Below are 2,178 nucleotides of genomic sequence, written 5' to 3'. Positions count from 1 at the left end.
CCACCACCGGCACGCCGTTGCCGCCGCCGATGCGGGCGACGGCGAAGCGGAACCATTCGAGCTCGCCGATCGAGGGCTGTACCGGCGAGGTCCAGACGACCTCCTTCAAGATGTCGCGGCTCTTCGGTCCCTGCACGGCGATGTTGTGCATCTGGTCGGTGGAAGAGCGCACCAGCACGTTCAAGCCGAGTTTCTTGGCGGTCTCGCGCAGCCATTCGCCTGAGAAATCGTCGCCGCCGACCCAGCGGAAATTGTCCTTGCCGAGCCTGAGCAGCGTTCCGTCGTCGATCATGCCGCCATGCTCGTAGCACATCGCCGTATAGACGACCTGGCCGACGCCGAGCTTCTTGACGTCGCGTGTCAGCGTGTATTGCAGCAGCGCCTCGGCGTCCGGTCCGGTGACCTCGAACTTGCGCAGCGGCGACAGGTCCATGATCACGGCGTCCTGCCGGCAGGCCCAGTATTCGGCGATGGGACCTTCCTTGGCGAAGGAATTGGCCAGCCAATAGCCCCTGTATTCGACGAAATCGCGCGTGTGCTTGGCAAAGCTCGAATGAAAGGCTGTCTCGCGGGTCATTTTCGGTTCCGAGTCGGGCTTCATGCGTCTGGCGATCGCTCGCGAGAATTTGTGCTGGCCGGAATAGGTCCGCACATGGATGTCGGTGAGGTCCCAGCCATTGGCGGGCGTGGTGTCGTCCGGGCAAGCCGAGGACACGCAGACGATATCGGTCAGGGCGCGCATCAAAACATAGTCGCCCGGCCGCGACCAGGGTTCGTCCGACACCATCACGCCATGCGCGTCGATCGCCGTGTTGAAGAAGAAGTTGATGGCCATCCAGCCGGCGCGGGGCGTGACACCCTTGTCGGCAAGCGCCTTGTTGAAGTTCTCCGAGCAGTTGGTGTGGCCCGGATAGCCGATGTCGTCGTAATATTTGGCGGCGCAGGCGAGCGCGAACGCATCGTGCCGGCCGCATGTGTCCTGCACCACCTCGACCAGCGGCTCCATGTCCTGATCGTAATATTTCGAATGCAGGCCGGGCATCGGATAGGCCGAGCCCATCAGCGTGCGCGTCGTCGTCACGTCGAGCGGCAGGTCGTGCCCCTTATCCAGTTTGCGCGCCGAAAAGCACTGGAAATCGGTGCACTGCCGGCCGTCGACGTCGATGATCTGCAGATAGTCGCCGGCCCTGACGAAATAGGATTCGGCGGTCGCCGAATGCACCCTGAGATCGAGCACCGGATCGGCGAGCGGATCGGCAAGCTGCCCTCTCGTCTTCAGCCGGATCGTGGCGCGGCGCACCAGCACGGTCACCGGCGTCGCCGTGTTGTGGCCGTCGACCAGCATAGGCCCGCCGGGCGCCGCGATCAGCAGCGCGCCGTCGCGCTGCACGGAAAAACTCTGCTCGGTGCCCGCCGGCGTGGCGCCCCCGAACACGCGCACGGCCTTCGGCTGGTCGAACTCCACCTTGCGGCGCTCGAGGCTGAGGCGAACCGCCGAGAGACTGTCGTCCCCTTCGGCAAGGAGCGCCTTGATGCCGGCCGCATTGCTGTTCGACCTCTCACCGAAAATGCCGGGATCGGTGATCCCCGTTTTATCCCAGGCCAGCAATTCGCAAGGCTGCCCGCCCTCGACATTGGTCACACTGACGCTGTCGCCCGCCTCGACGTCGATCAGCACCGCGCCATTGCCCTGCACGGTGTAGCGCTCCAGGCCCGGCGGCAGGCGGATCTCGCCGGGCCTCAGGATCAGGCTGGGCTTGGGCGGCCCGGACAGGACGGCGGGGTAGGGCGACTGGCTCATCTCAAACCCTCCTCCGAGCGAGAAACAAGTTTGCCTGTGTGTAAAATTATTTTCGCTGAGAGAATAGCAGGGGAGATGGATTTGGCAAGAAGGTGTGGTGCTCTGGGTGCGATCGCCGCGAGGTGGTTTGCCGACATGCTTGTCCTTCGAACGTTGGCGCCGCCCCTCATCCGCCCTTCGGGCACCTTCTCCCCGTGAACGGGGCGAAGGACGCTGCCGCCTTCGATTTCGCCAATCGCCAACGCTGCGGATCGGAGTGCCGTCGTTGCGGCCAGTGTCCAGCGGATAGATGGGTAACACTTTGAACCGGATACATAGGTAACAGTTTTCTCTCCCTATGATGCGGTCGCCGCAGCGCCAAGCGGTCGGCTTGGCGC

The 2,178-nt window shown here is 63.9% G+C and carries 1 protein-coding gene; it reads right to left on the bottom strand.

The window, feature by feature from the left end; all coding sequences use genetic code 11:
- Window positions 1-1,801: aminomethyltransferase family protein (locus tag EOA24_RS35215; protein ID WP_127410665.1), on the bottom strand; the 1,801-nt coding region annotated here is incomplete at its 3' end.
- Window positions 1,802-2,178: the final 377 nt, after the last annotated feature.

Origin of the sequence: Mesorhizobium sp. M2A.F.Ca.ET.039.01.1.1 (assembly GCF_003998035.1) — a bacterium.
Taxonomy (GTDB): domain Bacteria; phylum Pseudomonadota; class Alphaproteobacteria; order Rhizobiales; family Rhizobiaceae; genus Mesorhizobium.
Note: the sequence above shows the minus strand (reverse complement) of the source record. Positions and strands in the feature narration are given on the sequence as shown.